13 protein-coding genes and 1 pseudogene are annotated in these 14807 nt (G+C 71.2%); 5 read left to right on the top strand and 9 right to left on the bottom strand.

Annotation, left to right across the window (positions count from 1 at the left end; all coding sequences use genetic code 11):
- Window positions 1-103: 103 nt before the first annotated feature.
- Both ACZZ0J_RS16630 and ACZZ0J_RS16625 read left to right on the top strand, forming a co-directional pair.
- Entirely contained in the window at window positions 104-844 is a 741-nt protein-coding gene (locus ACZZ0J_RS16630; RefSeq protein WP_463437747.1) for a Gfo/Idh/MocA family protein, read from the top strand.
- Complete coding sequence (locus tag ACZZ0J_RS16625) at window positions 841-1113, top strand: hypothetical protein (RefSeq protein ID WP_463437746.1); 273 nt, start codon at window positions 841-843, stop codon at window positions 1111-1113. Before ACZZ0J_RS16630 ends, ACZZ0J_RS16625 begins: the two co-directional genes overlap by 4 nt.
- A gap of 159 nt (window positions 1114-1272) precedes the next feature.
- Here the strand turns inward: ACZZ0J_RS16625 and opgC (ACZZ0J_RS16620) are convergent, their stop codons facing one another.
- The 6 genes from opgC (ACZZ0J_RS16620) to ACZZ0J_RS16595 form a co-directional block, all read right to left on the bottom strand.
- A complete protein-coding gene (gene opgC / locus ACZZ0J_RS16620) occupies window positions 1273-2277 on the bottom strand; it encodes an OpgC domain-containing protein (RefSeq protein ID WP_463437745.1) in 1005 nt (334 codons plus the stop codon).
- Complete coding sequence (gene opgC, locus ACZZ0J_RS16615) at window positions 2274-2798, bottom strand: OpgC domain-containing protein (protein WP_463437744.1); 525 nt, start codon at window positions 2796-2798, stop codon at window positions 2274-2276. The genes opgC (ACZZ0J_RS16620) and opgC (ACZZ0J_RS16615) overlap by 4 nt, the downstream gene beginning before the upstream one ends.
- Window positions 2768-3334, bottom strand: coding sequence for a hypothetical protein (locus ACZZ0J_RS16610; protein WP_463437743.1), 567 nt, complete (start codon window positions 3332-3334; stop codon window positions 2768-2770). The genes opgC (ACZZ0J_RS16615) and ACZZ0J_RS16610 overlap by 31 nt, the downstream gene beginning before the upstream one ends.
- 459 nt (window positions 3335-3793) lie before the next feature.
- Window positions 3794-4204 (bottom strand): ATP-binding protein, encoded by a 411-nt coding sequence (locus ACZZ0J_RS16605; RefSeq protein ID WP_185002695.1) that lies wholly within the window; start codon window positions 4202-4204, stop codon window positions 3794-3796.
- Window positions 4201-6225, bottom strand: coding sequence for a glycosyltransferase (locus ACZZ0J_RS16600; RefSeq protein WP_463437742.1), 2025 nt, complete (start codon window positions 6223-6225; stop codon window positions 4201-4203). The genes ACZZ0J_RS16605 and ACZZ0J_RS16600 overlap by 4 nt, the downstream gene beginning before the upstream one ends.
- Before the next feature lie 254 nt (window positions 6226-6479).
- Window positions 6480-7091: a WHG domain-containing protein gene (locus ACZZ0J_RS16595; protein ID WP_463437741.1), complete on the bottom strand. Its 612-nt coding sequence runs from the start codon at window positions 7089-7091 to the stop codon at window positions 6480-6482.
- Window positions 7092-7555: 464 nt separating this feature from the next.
- Here ACZZ0J_RS16595 and ACZZ0J_RS16590 point away from each other — a divergent pair, with 464 nt between their 5' ends.
- On the top strand, window positions 7556-8059 hold the full coding sequence (locus ACZZ0J_RS16590; RefSeq protein ID WP_463437740.1) for an NAD-dependent epimerase/dehydratase family protein: 504 nt from the start codon (window positions 7556-7558) through the stop codon (window positions 8057-8059).
- A 5-nt stretch (window positions 8060-8064) separates the two neighbouring features.
- On the top strand, window positions 8065-8289 hold the full coding sequence (locus tag ACZZ0J_RS16585) for a hypothetical protein (RefSeq protein WP_463437739.1): 225 nt from the start codon (window positions 8065-8067) through the stop codon (window positions 8287-8289).
- 252 nt (window positions 8290-8541) lie between these two features.
- On the opposite strand, the gene ACZZ0J_RS16580 is transcribed toward ACZZ0J_RS16585, so the two are convergent.
- From ACZZ0J_RS16580 to ACZZ0J_RS16570, 3 genes and pseudogenes are all read right to left on the bottom strand, one after another.
- On the bottom strand, window positions 8542-9828 hold the full coding sequence (locus ACZZ0J_RS16580; RefSeq protein ID WP_463437738.1) for a fibronectin type III domain-containing protein: 1287 nt from the start codon (window positions 9826-9828) through the stop codon (window positions 8542-8544).
- A 300-nt stretch (window positions 9829-10128) separates the two neighbouring features.
- Window positions 10129-11900: pseudogene (locus tag ACZZ0J_RS16575) on the bottom strand (DEAD/DEAH box helicase).
- A gap of 105 nt (window positions 11901-12005) precedes the next feature.
- Window positions 12006-12470: a MarR family winged helix-turn-helix transcriptional regulator gene (locus ACZZ0J_RS16570; RefSeq protein WP_123340577.1), complete on the bottom strand. Its 465-nt coding sequence runs from the start codon at window positions 12468-12470 to the stop codon at window positions 12006-12008.
- A gap of 96 nt (window positions 12471-12566) precedes the next feature.
- Here ACZZ0J_RS16570 and ACZZ0J_RS16565 point away from each other — a divergent pair, with 96 nt between their 5' ends.
- The gene (locus ACZZ0J_RS16565; RefSeq protein ID WP_463437737.1) at window positions 12567-14786 is read left to right on the top strand and encodes an MDR family MFS transporter; all 2220 of its coding nucleotides are present in this window, start codon (window positions 12567-12569) and stop codon (window positions 14784-14786) included.
- Window positions 14787-14807: the final 21 nt, after the last annotated feature.

Raw genomic sequence — 14807 nt, 5'->3', positions numbered from 1 at the left:
GACGTCGAGCTGGTCGGCATCGTCGACCTCGACCTCGGACGCCGCCCGGGCCGGTGCCGAACACGCCGGCGACCCGAGCATCCCCGTCGGCACCGACCTGACCGTGCTCGCCGCCGAGACCGGTGCGCAGGCGGTGCTCGACATCACCGTCCCGGTCGCGCACCACCCCGTCACGCTGCAGGCCCTGCACGCCGGACTCCCCGTGCTCGGCGAGAAGCCCGCCGCGCAGACCGTCGCCGAGGCACTGTCGCTCGCCGCGGCCGCCGAGGCCACCGGCAAGCTGTTCATGGTGTCGCAGTCGCGGCGCTACAACGACCAGCTCGTCGCGTTCCGCCAGCACGTGCGCGGCCTGGGCGCGATCGGCGGCCTGGGCACCCGGTTCGCCAAGGCCCCGCACTTCGGCGGCTTCCGCGAGCAGATGGACGACGTCCTGCTGCTCGACATGGCGATCCACGCGTTCGACTCCGCCCGCTACGTGCTCGAACGGGACCCGGTGTCGGCGTACTGCGAGTCGTGGAACCCGTCGTGGTCCTGGTACCGCGGCGACGCGGCGGCGGCAGCGGTCTTCGCCTTCGAGGACGACATCCGGTACGTGTACGACGGCTCGTGGTGCGCACCGGGCGCCGAGACCTCGTGGAACGGCGACTGGCGGGCCTCGGGTGCTGCCGGCACGGCGCTGTGGGACGGCGACCACGACCCGTCCAGCGACCTCGACGGCACCCGCGGGCACACCGTCGTCCGCAGCGAGCGTCGGGCACGAGATCGCCGGAGCGCTGACGTCGTTCGTGCACGCCGTTCTGCTCGGGTGAGACCCCGGACGGTGAGGTGCACGGCAACGTCATGAGCCTCGCCATGGTCGAGGCGGCGATCGCCTCGACCCGCACCGGGCAGCGCATCGTCATCGACGAGGTGCTCGAGCGCGCGCACGCCGAGGCACTCGCCGCCGAGCGCAACGACGCGGTCCGCGACCGCCTGGCAACGTGGGGTTCGGTGCGCGAGGCCCTGGAGCGCGTCCGTCCCCACGCCGTAGGCGCCCTTCCCGCCCGGCACGCCCGCCCGGCACGAACGCGCGGTCCCCCCGAGGTTCCGAAATCCCGGCATGTCGGCGTCTGACAGCCTCCGGATCGGAACCTCGGCGGACGTGAGCGGCGAGTCGCGGGACCGCGACCGCTCCTGGTCGGGCGCGGCGCGCGCGATGGACGCGACCGAGGACGGACGGGAGGCCCGTGGCGACGCCGCCACGGGCCTCCTGTCCGTCCCGCGGCGGTCACGTCAACGCGGATGACCGAGAACAGGAACTTCTTGCGGACCATGTACCAGGCCAGCAGGATCAACGCCGAGTGCACCACTGAAGCCGATCCAGAAGTCACCCCACGGCACGCCGGGGATCGACGCGATCGCCAGCGCGAAGAACACCTGCCACACGAAGACGTACAGGCTGGCCTGCCCGATCGGGATCCAGAGCCAGCCGATCGCCGTCGAGATCGGCTTCCAGAACACCGTCAGGATCGCGTACGAGACGATCGCGAAGAACGCGATGTCGACCAGTCGGCCCCACTGCAGGTCCACCCGCTGGTACGCCGTGTTGTACAGGTCCTCGTACATCGACGCCGGGAACGGGACCGGTGTGAACCCGGCGTGGTTCGCCGCCCAGACGTACACCAGGAACGCCGCGTAGCCCCCGACACCGATGCCGACCAGGACCTTCCCGAGCCGCCCGGTGAGCGCGCCGATGATCTGCCGTCGGTAGTACCCGAGCACGAGGCCGTGGGTGAACACGACCTGCCAGGTGAGCAGCGGGAACACCGCCTCGAACTGCGAGTTCAGCGGGCGGAACTCCGGGTTGAGGGCCTGGAACACGTACAGCGCCCAGCTCACGACGAGCACCACCCACCAGAAGCCGCGGCGGATCAGCCAGAGCAGCGGTGGGATGAACAGGCTCAGCACCACGAACAGGCCCATGATGTTGAACGGCCACGGGCCCATCTCGAGCAGCAGGAACTGTCGGATGGCGTACCACGGCGGCGGGTAGCCGAGCAGCTGCATCGCGTTCGGGTACAGGTCGTACACCCGGCCCTCGGCACCGACGCCCCCGGTACCGGTCCCCCGGTCGGTGAACGTCGTGATCGCGTCGGTGTTCAGGAACGGGACGAAGCTCAGCGCGAAGACGACCGCGATCACCACGAGCGTGACGAGGTACTGCTTGCGGGCACGCTTCCACGCCCTGATCGCAGCCGCCCACTCGCCGAACTTCTTGATGGCGAACGGGTAGGTCACGTGCCGAGGACCATGCCGGACAGGAACACGAACATCTCGGCGCCGGTGATCGCACCGACCGCGTGCAGCGTGAGGTAGGAGTACGGCCCGCCGATCTCGATGTGGGTGATCACCACCGCCAGGATGATGAACCCGCGGAACAGGTCGAGCCGCAGGTCGCGCCCGGGTTTCCCGTCGTCGGGGTAGCGCCAGCTCGGCAGCAACCGGCCGAACAGCCCGCTCAGCAGGAACACCACCGCCAGGCCCACGGCGACCCAGACGATCCACGCCATCTGGTCGCCGCCGGTGTCGTACTGCTGGTCGGTCGCGGCGTTGCCCTGCTGCGTGGTGACGCGGTCGGTGACGGGCCCGAAGGCGAAGTGGTCGCCGCGCTCGAGGTCGGTGCGGAACGAACCGGCGATCCCGGGCACCGCGGTGTCGCGCCAGTCGGCGACACGGTTGCCCGCCTCGGGCTCGCGGCGGTTCGTCTCGAGGAAGGTCACGCCCTGGATCAACGGGCGGTCCTCGACCGAGGCGAGCACCTGCCGCCACCAGCCCTGCTTGACCGGGAGCTCCGCGTCGCCCCGAGGGTGTGGTCGTACAGCGCACCGGTGTCGAGCAACATCGACCGGTCGCCGCCGACGGCGAACCGGTCGTAGAAGCTGTCGGCCTGCTGCTGCTCGTAGCCCCAGGTCTCGTCGAACCGGGATTCGACCTCGCCGCGCTCCGGCACGTCGTTGCGGGTGAGGGGGACGTCACGACCGGCCGCCGCAGTCGACTTGCCCTTGCCGAAGGAGTACATCGACAACCCGACCCAGTCCACCGAGGCGTCGCCCGGCCAGTACGGCTCGTAGGGGTCGTCGGCCGCGGTCAGCTCGCCGTCGCCGTTGGTGTCGAGCTTCGCGACGTCGGTCGCGGAGAGGTCCGCCAGACGTCCCGCGGACTCACCGAACGGGTACCCCGCGCCGTACGACGGCGACCACACCATGCGCGCGTCGGAGTCGCCGCCGTGCACCGCGGTCGCGAGCGTCCGGAACGCCTGCACGAACTGGGTCGGCTGCTGCCCCAGCGCACCCACGTGCCGTTCATCTGCGGCGCGAACCGCACGAGCACCTGGGTGTCGTACTGGTCGTGGACCTCCTGGAACACGGTGTTCGCGGCGCGGGCGTCGGCGGCGTCGAGTGACCGGAGCGACTGCCCGGGCTCGAGGCTCACGACGAGGACCGCGCCCTGCGTCGCCGCGGCACGCGTCGCACGGAGGAGCTCCCGCCGGGCCGAGCGGTCGAGCGGGTAGTCGATCTCCACCCCGTACATCGACGGCGTCGCGCCGAGCCGTCCCTCGTAGCCTGCCGGGGAGTCGTCGCCCCAGTCGAGGTCCGGGCCGAACCAGGTCGTCCCGCTCGCCGGCTCCGTCGCCGCGGCCGTGGTTCCGTCGCCGCGGCCGTGTGCACCGTCACCGCGGACGCCGGCAGCGCACCACCGAGCAGGAGCGTCGCGATCGTGACGAGGACGGCGACCACGCGGGCCGCCAGCAGCCTCACCGGTCGCACACCAGCGTCCAGACGTTGTGCCCGTGCTCGTGCCGGTGCTCCAGGCGGTCGAGGGCGGCGATCGCGAGCGCCAGGCCACGTCCGCTCTCCTGCTCGACGTCGGCCATCGTGACGGCGCTCAGGTCGATGTCCACGGGCAGACCGTTGTCGGTGAGCTCCGCGGTGAGCGCCCGCTCGGTCGACTCGAGCCGCACGGTGTAGCGCCGACCGGTCTCCTGGTCGGAACGCGCGGTGTGCTCGACGATGTTCGCGGCGACCTCGGCCAGCGCGGTCTCCAGCGCGAAGCGGAGCCGGACGTCGTCGATGCCGAGCCCGTCCCACCAGGCGCCGAAGCGGTCCTGGACCTCGTCGAGCGACACGGGCGTCGCGGCGACGTCGAAGGTGGTCTCGGCGTTCACAGTGGCCCTCCGGCGGTGCTCGACTCGTGCTCTGACTGGACTCCCGTGCTCGGGCCGCGGTAGCGCACTGCCCGGATCACGATGCTGAAGATGAACAGGTCGAAGACGACCCACGCGGTGTTGACGAGCGGCGCGATGCCCGACGCCTGCCCGGTCAGGTAGCGGATGCCGATCAGGATCAGGGCCGCGACCAGCGCCCCCATCGCGATGAGCTGCGGCTTGACGAGGTCCCACCGGGGCTTCTGCTCGGTCTCGTCGCGCACCTTGGGCGTGACCCGGAACCCGAGCGGCTTGCCGCGGAACACGTTCTCGAACGCACTCGTCACCGCCTCGATCCACACCGGGAAGAGCGCGAGCGAGTACTGCTGCCCGCGCCACGTCGGTCTGCCGGCGGCCACCACCCAGAACAGCAGCTGGTTGAGCACGAGGAACGGGATCAGCCGGGCGAAGAAGTCGACGCTGTAGGCCTGCACCGGGACGACGCCGAACGACAGGCAGAGCGCGGGGGCCGCGATGTAGACGATCGCGGCGAACCCGGACAGGTAGCTCCACATCGTCGAGAAGTACATCAGGCGCTGGCCCCAGGACAGGCCCTTCTGCACCAGCGGGTTCTCGCGGAAGAACACCTGCATGGTGCCCTGCGCCCAACGGAGCCGCTGCACGAGCATGGTCGGCAGGTCCTCCGGCGCCAGACCCTTCGCCAGGATCTCGTCGTGGTACGCCGACTTCCAGCCGAGCCCGTGCAGCCGCATGGCGGTGGCCATGTCCTCGGTCACCGAGATCGTCGCCAGCGGCATGATCGGCTGCGCCTCGTCGTCGCGGTTGACGTCGAGTGCCCGTGCGAGGACCGCGATCGACTCGATGGCCGCCACGGGCGATGCGTCACGCCGCCCGAGCACGTCGAGCGCGGCGTCGTCGAGCCCGGCGAAGGTGTTCGCGTCGGTCGACATCGCGGCGAGTTCCTGCAGGTCGTTCCGCACGGACTCGAGGTCGGCGGCGGCGAACCGGAAGGCGATCGTGTCGATCCCCCGCTGGAACGCGTAGGTGACGTCGCCGAGCGGGTCGCCGGCCCGGACCTGGTCGCGAGCGCGGTCGACGACGGCTTCGGCCTCGTCCAGGGCGCCGAGCACCCGCGGGTCCGTCTCGGTCTCGCGGGCACGGGCCAGCAGCTTCCGCGACGTCGTGATCGTGCGCTGCACCGAGGCCTCGACCTCGACCACGTAGCGGGAGATGCCGAGCTGCATCAGTGCCTCGCGCCGCAGGATCGCGTTCGACCCGCAGAAGAACGCGGCGTTCCAGCCGTCCTTCGACTGCTGGATCGGCCCGTAGAACAGCGGCGCCTGACTGCCGAGCAGGTCCGCCTCGGGGACGTTCTCGAACCACTGCGGCGTCTGCACGAGCGCCATCCGCGGGTCCTTGAAGTAGCCGAGCGTGCGGTCGAGGATGCCGGGTTCCGGTACCTGGTCGGCGTCGAGGATGAGCAGGAACTCGCCCTGGGTCGCGAGCAGGGCGTTGTTGAGGTTGCCGGCCTTGGCGTGCCGGGGACGGTCGATCCAGTCGGCACCGCGGGTGATGACGCCGATGCCGAGCGAGTCGGCGGCCGCACGCATCTCGGGGCGGTTGCCGTCGTCGAGGATCCACGTCGTGTGCGGGTGCGTGATCGCCTGCGCCGCGCGGGCCGTGCGCACGACCATCTCGACGGGTTCGTTGTAGGTGGTGATGAAGACGTCGACCGTGACGTCGGAGGACGGCTTCGTCGGGGGCTCGCCACGCTCGCGCAACCGCCACGCCCCGAACGCGAACAGGAGCGAGTCGATGACGCTGTAGGTCTCGGCCAGGATGAGCGGCACGGCGATCCACCAGGAGTGCCAGTTCACCGAGGCGGCCCAGCGCCAGACGACGTAGTTCACACCGGCGATCGACGCCAGGAGTGCGACCGTGCGCACCGTGACGAGTCGTCGGCGAGCCGTGCCGGTGGTGAGCCGGCGGCGGTCCTGGCGGCTGACGTCGAGCGCCGTCACCCGGTCACTCCGTCTGCGGGGTCGCCGGCCGAGCTGCGTCGCAAGGGTGCCTCCTGATCCGCGCGGACCCCGGCCGCAGCGCACGCCCGGGTGTGGTGCCGTCCGACCGCTGCCCAGGGGGCACCGTGCCGGCCGTCCGCTCCGGTCGTCGGGCACGACCTCGGCGTAGGGACCTGTCTACCGCAGTGACCGGCACTCTGTCAGGCCCCGAGTGCGAGTCGTGGACAACGGCCTGGGCCGACCGGACGACCGGATCAGAACGCGGCTGCGAACCCGAGGTCGTCGGCGAGCCGCGCGACCACCTGGTCGAAGTAGGCGGCACCGTCGGACACGGAGCCGACGAAGTGGCCGAAGAGCTCGAACGAGATCGTCCCGAACACCGTCGACCAGGCCATCAGGGTGCGGACCAGGACCTCGTCGGGCAGTGCGATGCCGAACGACCGCAGGGTGGTCACTGCGTCTGCGACTGCGGGGCCGGCCACCCCGGGAGCCGCCGTGGGCGCGGCGGGTGATCCGGGCCTCCCGTCCGCCGCCGACGCCGACGTGACGTCCCCGCCGGGCGCGACCGCGTCGGCCACCACCCGCACCAGCGCGAGCGTCGTCCGCGCGGCGGGCACGACCGTCTCGCGCGGTGCGGCGTAGCCCGGCACGGGCGACCCGAACAGCAGCGCGAAGTCGCCCGGGTGCGCGACGGACCACGATCGGATCGCGCGGCACGCGGCGACCCAGCGTGCACCCGGTTCCGGGCCGGCCGCGGCGTCAGCCGCTTCGACCGCTGCGCCGAGTTCGTCGTAGTCGACGATGAGCAGCGCGGTGAGCAGGTCGTCGCGGCTCGGGAAGTAGCGGTACACCGCGGACGACACCATGCCGACGTCGCGGGCGACGGCTCGGAGGCTGAGCGCTGCGGGCCCTCGTCGGTGAGGCGGGTGCGCGCGGCGGCCAGGATGTCCGCCCGGATCGTCTGCCGGGCGAGCTCGCGTGCCGTCGGTGCCATCCGGTCACCATGCCACACGAGAGCACTGCACACAAATGAGAGCGGTGCTCTTGCTTCCTCGCCACCGAACGCGCATCCTGGTTGCGAGAGCACCGCTTCGCTCACCGAGAGCTTCGCTCTCGCACACCGAGGGAAGCAGGAACCCATGTCACACCACCACCTCGTCATCGGCGCCGGCCCGGTGGGCCGCCACGTCGCAGCGCTGCTCGCCGAACGCGGTGAGCACGTCACCGTCGCCACCCGCTCGGGTCGGGACACCGGCCTGTCGAGGGCGATCACGTCGCGCTCGACGCCTCCGACGCCGAGGCGCTCACCCGGGCAGCCGACGGCGCCGCCGTGCTGTACAACTGCGCGAACCCGGGCGACTACACCCAGTGGGAGCGCACCTGGCCACCGCTCGCGGCGTCGATGCTGACCGCTGCCGAGCGGACCGGCGCCACCTACGCGATCACCGGGAACCTGTACCCGTACGGCCCGGTCGACGGACCGATGCGCCACGACACCCCGGACGCTGCGACCGACCACAAGGGGATCCTCCGCGCACGGCTGTGGGCCGATGCCCTGGCCGCGCACCGTGCCGGACGCATCCGCACGGTCGAGGTCCGCGCTTCGGACTACGTCGGCCCGGGCATCGGGGCGAACGGGCACGTCACCCGGGTGCTGCCGGCCGCACTGCAGGGGAAGGCCGTGACGATGATCGGGCGGACCGACCTGCCGCACACCTTCACGGACGTGCTCGACGTCGCCAGGACCCTGGTGGCGGCGGCCTCGGACGAGGGCGCGCACGGCCGCACGTGGATGGTGCCGAGCAACGCTCTCGTACCCAGCGGCAGGCGCTGACCGAGGTGCTGGCCGCGGCCGGCAAGGCACCCGTGGCCGTCCACCGGATGCCGGCGGGGGTGATCCGTGCACTCGGGCTCGTGTCGCCGATGATGCGGGAGCTCGCCGAGATGAGCTACCAGTGGACCGCACCGTACGTGGTCGACGATGCCGAGAGCCGCGCGGTGTTCGGCATCGAGCCGACCCCGTGGGACGAGGTGTGTCGGCGGACGGTCGCGGGGGTGGCGTGAGGCGGGGGCGTGGCGGGGGGCGGCGGGGCTGGCGGTCTCCGGTGGCGGTCTCCGGTGGCGGTCTCCGGTGGCGCCGAGGTTCCACAACACGCCGCCGGTGTGCCGCCGAGGTTCCACGGAGCGGCCGTACGAGCGCCGACACTCCAAGATTTCGAACCTCGGGCCCCGCCGCCCCCCGCCCGCCGCACCCACGACACAGGACGGGGTGGGACGCGCCGTTGCGTCCCACCCCGTCCTGCCTCGGTCTGCCGGTCAGATCACCAGCAGCCGCGAGTACTGCGCCGACGACAGCTGCTGCGCAGCCCCGCCGGAGGCCGGCACGCGCCACAGTCCGGCCGAGGGCCCACTGTCGACGTTTACGAACACGTCGCCGTCGTCGGAGGCGGCACCCGTGTTCGGTCCGCGCGACCCCGCCGTGATGCCGGAGACCGCCACGGTGGACTTCCCACCGGAGCCGACCACGAGCTTGTCCGGGATCGTGCGGTCGACCTTGCAGCCGGCAGGGCTGGTCGGGTACTCGGCGGGGGCGCTGCACCACTCGGCGGACTGCAGCAGCGAGAACCCGTCGGCGTTTGCGGCCGCGTACTCGAACGCCAGCCGGGGCTCGATCCGCGTCAGCGCCGTGGCGCCCGGCTTCAGCTGGTACCAGGCCCACGAGCCGGCGCCACCGGGCGAACGGATGTCGACGTACACGTTGCCGTGCGAGTCGGCGAGGACCGCTGCGGGGTACCCGACGCCGGAGCTGCCGGGGAGCGTGATCGAGCGGGCCGCGATGCCGGTGCCCTTCACGGACGGCGACACCTGGCCCCCGCCGAGCACGACGACCTTGCCGTCCGGGGTGACGGTCCAGAAGCGCGGCTGGTCGACGGGGTCCTTGCCGCCCAGGTCGAGCACGGTCGTCGCGGTGGAGCTGCCGACGGGGAGCTTCTGCACCGAACCGTTCACCGAGTCGATCCAGTACAGGTTGCCGGCGACGTCGGAGCGGAGGTCGGGCGTCAGGTGCAGGCCGGTCGCCAGGGTCCGCGTCGCGCTGCCGTCGGCGGGGTGGAACAGGATGGAGGTGTGGTCGGCCGACGGGGTGAACACGTCGCCGACGTCGTCCGCGGCGAAGCCCGTCCCGTTCGCCGCGACGACCTTCCCGGTGCTGGAGCCGCCCTCGGCGAACCGCACGACGTTGCCGGACGCGTCGAGGGCGAACAGCGACTGCGTCGTGTCGACCACGGACGGCGTGGTGTAGCTGACCAGCGTCGCGCGACCGGACTGCTTCGCGCCGATCGCCCGGACCGAGAACTTGTAGGTCGTCTTCGGCGTGAGGTCGCCGAAACGGTCGGATCGCGCCTTCGCCGGCAGCCGGTCGACGCCGGCGTCGGGCTGGTGCTGCGCGGGGGTGATCGTGACCTTCCAGCCGACCACCTTCGCGCCGGACTTCGGGGCACCCCAGGTGACGGTGGCGCTGTCGGCCGCGCCCGAGACCCGGACGGAGGTCGGCGCACCAGGCGCCGAGGACGGAGACGAGGGGGCAGCCGTCGCCGGCGCCACTCCCCGATGACGAGCGCCGCCGCTGCTGCGACGGTGATGAGTGCTCGGTACACGTGCGTTCCCCTGCCTTCTCCGCGGCTCCCTGCGTCACGGCTTCCGGTATCACAGCACCGCTCGGGAGCCAGGGGAACGGGTCCGGGCGTGATGTGCGGTTCCCCGCACCGCAAGGCTGGTGACGCAACGCCGGTACGCGGGGCGGCCCGCGGCCTGAGACGCGACCGGACGACGGACGGGAGGCGCGGTGCCAGCTGGCACCCCGCCTCCCGTCAGCAGGTGGTCGCGTCGAGGACGCGGCTCGCGTCAGTAGCGCGGCTTGCGCTCCGGACGCTCGTCGCGGCGGCCGCCACCACGGCGGTCGGGCTTGATCTCGATGAGCTTGCCGCTGATCCGGGTGTCGGTCAGGCGGTCGAGCACGCCGCCGTCCATGTCGGCGGGCAGCTCGACGATGGAGAAGTCCGGCTGGATGCGGATCGCACCGAAGTCGTCGCGGCGCAGGCCGCCCTCGTTCGCCAGGGCGCCGACGATCTGACGCGGCTCGACGCGGTGACGACGGCCGACCTCGATGCGGTAGGCGGTCATCGGCTGCGAACGGCGGGGCGCACGGTCGCGGTCGCCGCCACGGTCGCTGCGCGGGCCACGGTCGTCGCGCGCACCGCGGTCGTCGCGCTCGCCACGGCGGGCGTCACGCTCCATCTGCGTGCGGAGGGCGTCGTCGGCTGCGGTCAGGAGCAGCGGCGAGTCGCCCTGCGCCACGACGGCCAGGGCGGCGGCGACGTCGTCCGAGGGGACGTCGTGGTGCTCGACGTAGTGCGCGATGACGTCGCGGAAGGCGGCGATGCGGCCCTGGTCCTCGAGCGCCGCGGTGATCGCGTCGTCGAAGCGGGTCAGGCGCGTCTCGTTGACGTCGTCGATCGTCGGCAGCTGCATCTGGGTGAGCGGCTGCTTCGTGTGGCGCTCGATCGCGGAGAGCAGGCGACGCTCGCGGGGGGTGACGAAGCTGATCGAGTCGCCCGAGCGGCCGGCACGACCGGTGCGGCCGATGCGGTGCACGTAGGACTCGATGTCGACCGGGATGTCGTAGTTCACGACGTGGGTGATGCGGTCGACGTCGAGGCCACGGGCGGCGACGTCGGTGGCGACGAGGATGTCGAGCTTGCCGGACTTCAGCTGGTTGACGGTCCGCTCGCGCTGGGCCTGGGCGACGTCACCGCTGATGGCGGCTGCGGCGTAGCCACGGGCCCGGAGCTTCTCGGCCAGGGTCTCGGTCTCGCTCTTGGTGCGGACGAAGATGATCATGCCCTCGAAGTCCTCGACCTCGAGGATGCGGGTCAGGGCGTCGACCTTCTGCGGGTACGAGACCATCAGGTAGCGCTGCGTGATGTTCGCAGCGGTCTTCGTCTTGGTCTTGACGGTGATCTCGGCCGGGTCCGTCAGGTACTGCTGCGAGATACGGCGGATCTGGGCGGGCATCGTCGCCGAGAAGAGGGCGACCTGCTTGTCGTCGGGGGTGTCCGCCAGGATCGTCTCGACGTCCTCGGCGAAGCCCATCTTGAGCATCTCGTCGGCCTCGTCGAGCACGAGGTACTTCAGCTCGGACAGGTCGAGCGTGCCCTTCGCCAGGTGGTCCATGATGCGACCGGGGGTGCCGACGATGACGTCGACGCCGCGGCGCAGGGCGGACAGCTGCACGCCGTACGCCTGACCGCCGTAGACCGGCAGGACGTGGACGTGCTTCATGTGCGACGCGAACTGCTCGAACGCCTCGCACACCTGCAGGGCGAGCTCGCGCGTCGGGGACAGCACGAGGGCCTGCGGCTTCTGCTGCCGGGCTCCATGCGGGACAGGATCGGCAGCGCGAAGGCGGCGGTCTTGCCGGTTCCGGTCTGCGCGAGGCCGACGACGTCGCGGCCGTCGAGCAGCGTGGGGATGGTGGCTTCCTGGATGGCGGAAGGGGTTTCGTAGCCGATGTCCTTGACGGCCTTGAGCACAGCATCGCTCAGGCCGAGATCGGCGAAGGTCACCACGGGCCCCTCGTCGGTGGTCTCGGTGGTGGTGGCGGTGTCCGTGCTCATACACCAACGGTATCTCGAATGCACGCTCCGCAGTGACCGGAGGGCGTCCGGACGGGAGGAACGGGGCGGGCCCGCCCCGCGCCTCCCGGTCATGTCGTGGTCACGTCACGGGCGTGTGGTGCCGATCCCGAGGACCGCGTCGGCCCGGTCGTTCAGCCGCGTGAGCATCTCGGCGAGCGAGCGCAACTCGTCCGAGGCGAACTCCTCGGTGAGGTCGTCGAAGACCTCCGCACCGGCGGCGTCGAGCTGGTCGAGCAACTGCTTGCCCGCGGGTGCGAGCGAGACCAGGGTCGCTCGCCCGTCGGCGGGGTCCGGCGAGCCGACCAGGTGCTCGGCCTCGACGAGCGACGCCACCCGGCGGCTGATCACCGGGCGGGACAGGCCCGTCGCGTCGGCGATGGCGGTCGCCCGGACGGGTCCGTGACCGGCGACGGCCCGCAGGATCACCCGCGCCGTCGGGTCGAGCCCGCCGCGGGACTCGATGAGCGAGGAACGCAGGGTCTGCCGGACCCACAGCCGGTCGAGCTGGGATCGCAGGAGTCGCTCGGCAGCACGCCGCTCGTCGGACATGGAGCCAGCGTAGTGGGCACATTTAGTTGCTTGCTGGAAGCAACAGATGTATCGTTGCGCGGTCTGCAAAGTTACACAGCACGAAAAAGGAGTTCGATGACCGCCACCGCACCCGTCCAGGTGCAGCACGGTCGGCACAGCGCCGAGGCCCCAGCAGCCTCCGGTGGTACCGGCCCGCAGCCCCTGATGACCCACCGCCAGATCCTCCTGGTGATCTACGGCCTGATGGCGGGCATGTTCCTGTCGTCCCTCGGCCAGACGGTGTTCGGCACGGCGATCCGCACCATCGGCGACGACCTGCACGGCCTCGACCAGCAGGCCTGGGTGACCACGGCCTACCTGATCACCTCGACGATCGCGACGCCGATCTACGGCAAGCTCTCCGACATCTTCGGCCGCCGGCCCCTCTACATCTTCGGCATCGTCGTGTTCATCCTCGGCGCCGTCCTGTCGTCGATGTCCACCTCGATGCTCATGCTCGCGGCCTTCCGCGCCGTGCAGGGCATCGGCGCCGGTGCGCTCATGTCGCTGCCGCTCGCGATCATGGGCGACATCCTCGCCCCGCGCGAACGTGCCAAGTACCAGGGCTACTTCCTCGCCGTGTTCGGCATCTCGTCCGTCATCGGGCCGCTGATCGGCGGGCTGCTCGCCGGTTCCTCCGAGATCCTGTGGATCACGGGATGGCGCTGGGTCCTGCTGATCAACGTGCCGATCGGTGTCGCCGCGCTCCTCATGGTCATCGTCTTCCTGCACCTGCCGAAGGTGCACAGTGCCGACGACGCGAAGCCCAAGGTCGACTGGTGGGGCGCGACCGCCGTCATCGTCACCCTCGTGCCGCTGCTGCTCGTCGCCGAACAGGGCCGCATCTGGGGCTGGGGCTCCCCCGCGGCCATCGCCTGCTACGTCGTCGGGGTCGTCGGCCTGATCGGGCTGCTGCTCATCGAGTCGAAGATGGGCGACGCGGCGATCATCCCGCTCAAGCTCTTCCGCTCGGGCACGTTCTCGATGGCGACCGTCATCGGGTTCCTGGTCGGCTTCGCGATGTTCGGTGCGATGCTCACCATCCCGCTCTACCTGCAGATCGTCGTGGGGCTCACCCCGACCGAGTCCGGCTTCGCCACGCTGCCCCTGGTCGGCGGTCTCATGATCGCCTCGATCACGAGCGGTCAGATCGTCGCCCGTGTCGGCCGCTACCGGATCTTCCCGGTCATCGGCACCGCGCTCGTGTCCGCCGGCTACGTCGTCCTGACCTTCATGTCGATCGACAAGCCGCTCTGGTTCCTGATGATCGGCATGTTCCTGATCGGCCTCGGCCTCGGCTCGGTCATGCAGTCGCTGACCCTGGCCTCTCAGGGCTCCGTCGAGGCCCGTGACATGGGCGTCGCCACGTCGTCCGCCACGTTCTTCCGGCAGATCGGTGGAACGCTCGGCACCGCGGTCCTGCTGTCCATCCTGTTCTCGGTGATGCCGGCGAACATCCTGCACGCCACCGCGAACGAGAAGGACCTCGGCCCGGCGCTCGACGCCGCGCTCAACCCCACCGTCGCCAGCGCGAAGGCGAACCAGGGCGCGATGGACAAGATCTGGACGCCCGTCGTCACCCCGCTGACGAAGACCGTGCAGTCGCAGCTCGACGCCGCCTCGGCGAAGGCGACGCAGGCCGCCGACGCCGCGGTCACCGAGCAGGTCACGGCAGCCGTGCAGCAGCAGGTCGCCGCCGGCGCGGTCCCCACCGCCTCGGCCCAGTCCGTCATCGACCAGCAGGTCGCAGCGGCGACGCCGGCGGCCGAGCAGTCCGCGCTCGAGCAGGTCGCCGACCAGGCACACGCCAGCGTCCAGGACGGCACCGTGTCCGTCGACTGGTCGAACGCCTCGCAGCGCTCGTACTGGGTCGACGAGCTCACCCCGGAGCTCGCGAAGAAGATCGACGACGGCAACACCACGAGCGACAGCGCCACCAGCACGAACGACACCTCGTTCCTGACCGGTGCCGACAGCCGCCTGACCCGGCCGTTCATGGCGGGCTTCAACGCCTCGTCCGTGACGATCTACTGGGTCGGCCTCGGTGTGATCCTGCTCGCGTTCGTGCTCACCTGGTTCTTCCGGTTGCCGCCGCTGCGCCAGCGCTCCGCCCTGCAGGAGCGTGCCGACCTGTCCGCCGAGGCCCAGCTCGAGGCCGAGGCCGGTGCCGCCGCTGCCGACGCCGGCTCGTTCACCGGTCCGATGACCGGGTCCGTGCCGACCGGCTCGGTGCCCGCCGGATCGGGCTCGACCGGATCGGGGTCGACCGGATCCACACCGACGCACCGTCGGTGACCGACCGGGCCGTCCGTGCCG

This window comes from Curtobacterium sp. AC272, assembly GCF_979258155.1.
Note: the sequence above shows the minus strand (reverse complement) of the source record. Positions and strands in the feature narration are given on the sequence as shown.